This is a genomic window from Cupriavidus sp. GW821-FHT02F09 (assembly GCF_059421605.1).
In genome coordinates this window covers 1-4307 of record NZ_JBWKVH010000094.1, presented here as the reverse complement: position 1 = coordinate 4307, position 4307 = coordinate 1, and the positions used below count along the sequence as shown (strand labels likewise).

The 4307-nt window shown below is 59.0% G+C and carries 4 protein-coding genes; all 4 read right to left on the bottom strand.

Annotation, left to right across the window (positions count from 1 at the left end; all coding sequences use genetic code 11):
• Window positions 1-867: 867 nt before the first annotated feature.
• Window positions 868-1326, bottom strand: coding sequence for a hypothetical protein (locus tag AC07XB_RS38805; protein WP_492833216.1), 459 nt, complete (start codon window positions 1324-1326; stop codon window positions 868-870).
• Window positions 1326-1676 carry a hypothetical protein gene (locus AC07XB_RS38800; protein WP_492833214.1) on the bottom strand — a complete coding sequence of 117 codons (351 nt, stop codon included), beginning with the start codon at window positions 1674-1676 and terminating at the stop codon, window positions 1326-1328. Before AC07XB_RS38800 ends, AC07XB_RS38805 begins: the two co-directional genes overlap by 1 nt.
• Before the next feature lie 884 nt (window positions 1677-2560).
• Window positions 2561-2992 (bottom strand): DUF2628 domain-containing protein, encoded by a 432-nt coding sequence (locus AC07XB_RS38795; RefSeq protein ID WP_492833212.1) that lies wholly within the window; start codon window positions 2990-2992, stop codon window positions 2561-2563.
• The gene (locus AC07XB_RS38790; RefSeq protein ID WP_492833210.1) at window positions 2985-3824 is read right to left on the bottom strand and encodes a hypothetical protein; all 840 of its coding nucleotides are present in this window, start codon (window positions 3822-3824) and stop codon (window positions 2985-2987) included. The genes AC07XB_RS38795 and AC07XB_RS38790 overlap by 8 nt, the downstream gene beginning before the upstream one ends.
• Between the last annotated feature and the right edge of the window lie 483 nt (window positions 3825-4307).

Sequence of the window (4307 nt, the reverse complement as noted above, 5' to 3'; positions counted from 1 at the left end):
GCCCATATTCGTGGACTGCGCACTGGCCGGCGCTACACAGAGCGACGCGCCAACGATGACCAGCAATGCAGAGATCGCTCGCACCGAAACCTTGCCTTCGTGGAAGTTCATTGTTCTTTTTCCTCAGAAATGTGATCGAAATGTGATCGACTGGACGGAAGAGCCAGCGCGCGCCGACGCTGAGCGGTCGGTAAGGACGATGCCAAAATGGCGTAAAGATTGAATTTCATTAGAGATTCAGTCATTCCCTATTCTGTGTCTTTAAGAGGCCAGGCGTGGCGCTCATGCCAGAATACGGTGGGTTTCAGCCGATGCTCTTTGTTCAGCGGGCCAGCCATCATGTCGTGGTTCATGCGCCTGTGAATGCCGTGCTCCTGGCCTTCCGGGAGTGGTATCCATAGGGGCACCCAGGTCGGCGGGCTGTCCATGTCATTGCCATTGGACTGAAACTCGTTCTAGCAGTCTTGCTGAACTCCAAGTGGGCCGGATTGATGCGGACCACTCTCTTCCAAGCATCTCGCTCGGCGTCTGTCTGGGCTGGTTCTCCCGCTTTCGGCGGGATGAAGTGGATGCCGTTTTCTTTCTCGGGTAGGCTCGGGCGCGGCAGGTCAATCTTGTAACGGCCGGCCCGCCTTTGCCGTTGTTGACATCGCCAAAGCTGGCTTGGGCTACTAGTGTCACCTTATTCAACGCCATCATTTCTTCTTCTCGGCTGCCGGAGGGCCCCACTTGTCCTGGACGAAGGGCTTTCTTCAGCGCACGCCTGCCGGCCCGGGACTCGCCTTTGCCGAACAAGCCGTTGCATGGTCGGCGTCTCTTTGGTTGATGGACATCGAGGCCCGTTTCAGAATGATGGCGTTCTTCACGTCAGGCCGCTGGAGCCGACGGCAAACGCGTACGAAACGCATCGATGCATACGGGAAGATCGTCGGGGCGAAGTTCGCCAAGGTGGATGCGGATTCGCCGCACTTTCGAATCGGTGGGTTGGCCGTGCTTTCGATAGTGAACGACGACCAGCTTGTCGCTCACTTCACAGCGGGTGACTTCGCTGTAAAGCACCGTGTGCCACCCGCCAGCGAGCGCCAACTTCGTTTCGAAATAGTCCGCGTCAAACCGAAGATACACGCTTGACCGCTTGAAGATGCCAATCGCGATGAGCATGATGGGTGCCATGAAAACACCGCCTATGCGGGATCCGCCATGATTGGCCGCTAGGACAAGCGCCACCACCATAAGCACGCAGCCCAGCGCGATCACAAAATTGGCCCGACGGTCAGCATGAAACGCAAGCACGGTCGAGACGGACGGCGAGACGTTGTCGGTCATCACTCCCCCCGCGACGAATCTGCCGAGGACGACGCAAGAGCTGCAGCTGCTTGACGTCGGGCATCAAGATCATGGGCGTGGGGGTCGGGCTGAATCATCTTTCGCCCGCCGATAACGCCAATCAGGCCCAGTGGAACGAATGGTATCGATCCGATCATGACCAGGGCGCCGCCGAGCTTCTTCTTGCCCGTGCCAGCAAGGATGAGCCCGAGCACGGAGATGGCCAGTAGCGTTCCTAGAATGGCCGCGACGACATCCATGACGGTGCCGCCTCCTTCGACATATTCACTGGAGAGAAAATACAGCGTGCAAATAGTGTTTGCGATAACGCCGGCGATGGCCAGGCCCATGTGGAGCTCCTTTAAAAAGATAGAAATTCGGTGTTCGCGTGCCGACCGGCACCGCCACGCCTCTTGCCGCGGGAGGTTTGAACAGCTCGCTCATATCGGCGTTGTGCTGCCGCCTCAGGCGCCGCTGGGCTTCGCACTCCTGCTGCGCCGCCTCCTTGCTTCTCGGTGGCCGACGCCGGTGTCACCGGTTTGCCGGTATCCGGATACACGCGGCGATAACGCAGATAGACCTGCGCTTCCGCGCTTCCCTGCACCAGGTCGACGCGAGCGATCCACCATTGCGGCGGGTGAGGAACGGAGCCTTGCGAGGTTAGCGCTCGGGGATGCAACCGTCCATAGGACAAGTCCGAAATCAGCGTTGTCCTCTGCTTTTTTTCCTAAGCTCGTCCTTTCCCTTAACAACAATCCGGGCCATGGCTTGGGGCGGGCAAGCCTCAGAGTTCACCATGCCGTTACCTCCCCGCCGCCCCGGGATGCCACACAAGCCCCTGATCCAAGCGGTTGCGCTATGGGCGGCGCTGCTGATCCTGCTGGCATTCACGGCGAACATCATTGGCATCTACCAGGGCGGGGGCATCATCGCCCGGAGCCAGTGGCTGGACGACCACAAGCTGAGCTTCTTCGTCTGGCGTCTCTGCCTCTACGCCGCCGCCGCCGTGGTGGATAGCCAATCGGCGAAGACTCCGGCGGCGAAAGAACGCGACGATGACGCGGGAAAGACGGACCTCGGGCGCGTGTGGCAGCAAGCGGTATGTTGGGGATTCTGCAGGCCGCAAAGATGCGCTGGCCGGACTGGAGCCTCTGTTTGCAGGCAGCGCATACGATCGTCACACCTCGATGGGCAATGCCGCAACACTAGACTTCGTCGTGCCGTTGGTGCGCCATCATGAAGATCTGGTGGGCTTTTCGCTATTCGCGGCCCGGCGGCGGTTTCGTCGGTTCTCCTTCCGTGCCTCCTGCGCGATCTGGAACGCGTGCAGCGCACCTTTCACTGTGTCGGCATTCACGTAGTCGCGGATTTTCTTGTAGCCCATGTGCTGAAGTTGTCTGCGTCGCAGTTCGTTGCCCGTCATCCCCAGCGCGATGGACATCATGAATGCGATGCTGGAGAACCAAAAGCGGAACCCAACACGTTGCGACTCCAGCAGGGCCCAAGTCAGGAGCAAGGCTATGCAACCGCCTGCCACGCGCCAGTGCCGCCCGTACAGGGCCCAAAACACACCATACAGAAAGGCAGGCCAACTCCAGCCTGCCTTGACGGCCGTCAGGTGACCTCTCGGATGTCGATAGATGGAATAGAAGGAATCTTCACGCATGATGAGCGGGGGACTCGCGCCGAACGATGAGGAGGGATGAGCCACCGGGCGGAGGAGCCGGCAGGTAACCCATGATGGAGTTCATCAAGGAGGGGATCGATTGCTTGCCCCGACATGGCCCCTGCAAGGCTGGGGGGCGCCGCCAAGGAGCCACCGGCTTGACTTGGGTTAGAGATGTGCCGAAGACGCTCTTGCACAATACCAGGCGGACGGATGTCCCGGGCGACAAGGTCCGGACAGCTCGGTCATCCGCTGGGCCGGAAGCCGCCAGCTCGCCGTTCGGCGTCTTGAAGTATAGGTGTCGCTCGCAGCTCGTTGCTTGGCGACCGACATAGCGACTCGAGCTAGAACTGGCGCAACTGACAACTGAGCGTTCCATCACCGCATCCACCTCCCTCAAGTTTCCCGCATACGCGTTGACGACGTTCAAGGCGTGCCCTTCAATGATGTGGCCAGTCATCAAGCAACCCAGGAACACCAGGATCAAATGCGCGTCTATGGCAGAACGCCAGGGGAATGAATTTCGTCCCGGCCACTTCAGCATCAGATAGACGGCGTACGCCACGTGCGTCAGGCAGAGTACGCTCATGCATCGCCAAAGCCAGCTTGGCGTCGGAGAATACTGATAGGGATTCTCGGTGAGCTCTGTAAATATCACGCTAGCGATGAAGGGCAGGAGCATGACGCACAAGACGGCCATATATATGACAGCCGTTGCCACCAGGGCCAGCGATATCAGCCAGAACCCCTTCTTGGTCGAAGATTGCCCTTCTATCGTGGCAGGTTGCAGCCGTTCCTTTTGCGGGATCGATGGTCGATTGTCCAAGCTCATCCTGGTTGTCTCCATGAATCTGAAACGCACTCAACATCTCCTGCCAGCCAATACCGCGGCGCCGAGGAGGCGGGACAAGCGGGCAACGTGGAGAGCTCAAGGAGGCGGCAGAGAGGGCATGCCGCTAGTTTACTGGCGACGTGGTCTCGATGAAATCGGACACGTCCTAAATAACGCGAGGCAGATGTACCAATTTGCGGTCTTTGACCATAGCGCTTTCTGAGAAGCTGTGGGCGGCATGTTCGAATTGCGGGGGCATGCGCTTCCCATGCGGTCGCCGATCTTGCCGCCGACGTTGCCCGATGCGAAGTCAGATTTTCCGGGCAACACCTGCCGTTCAAGTGGCCGTAGTCAGGCGCATCGATGTTGATGCATAGGCGATGCCTGCCGGGATAAACACAGTAGGACTTCTATGGGGCGTTGGAAGTCAAGCACCTATTGCTGTGTTTTCCGTTCAACAGTTATCTCCTGTTGAGACGCGCT

Bases quoted from the DNA above. Each gene is read 5' to 3' on its own strand.
- AC07XB_RS38790 (WP_492833210.1), bottom strand. From the start codon at position 3,824: ATGAGCTTGGACAATCGACCATCGATCCCGCAAAAGGAACGGCTGCAA.
- AC07XB_RS38805 (WP_492833216.1), bottom strand. From the start codon at position 1,326: ATGACCGACAACGTCTCGCCGTCCGTCTCGACCGTGCTTGCGTTTCAT.
- AC07XB_RS38800 (WP_492833214.1), bottom strand. From the start codon at position 1,676: ATGGGCCTGGCCATCGCCGGCGTTATCGCAAACACTATTTGCACGCTG.
- AC07XB_RS38795 (WP_492833212.1), bottom strand. From the start codon at position 2,992: ATGCGTGAAGATTCCTTCTATTCCATCTATCGACATCCGAGAGGTCAC.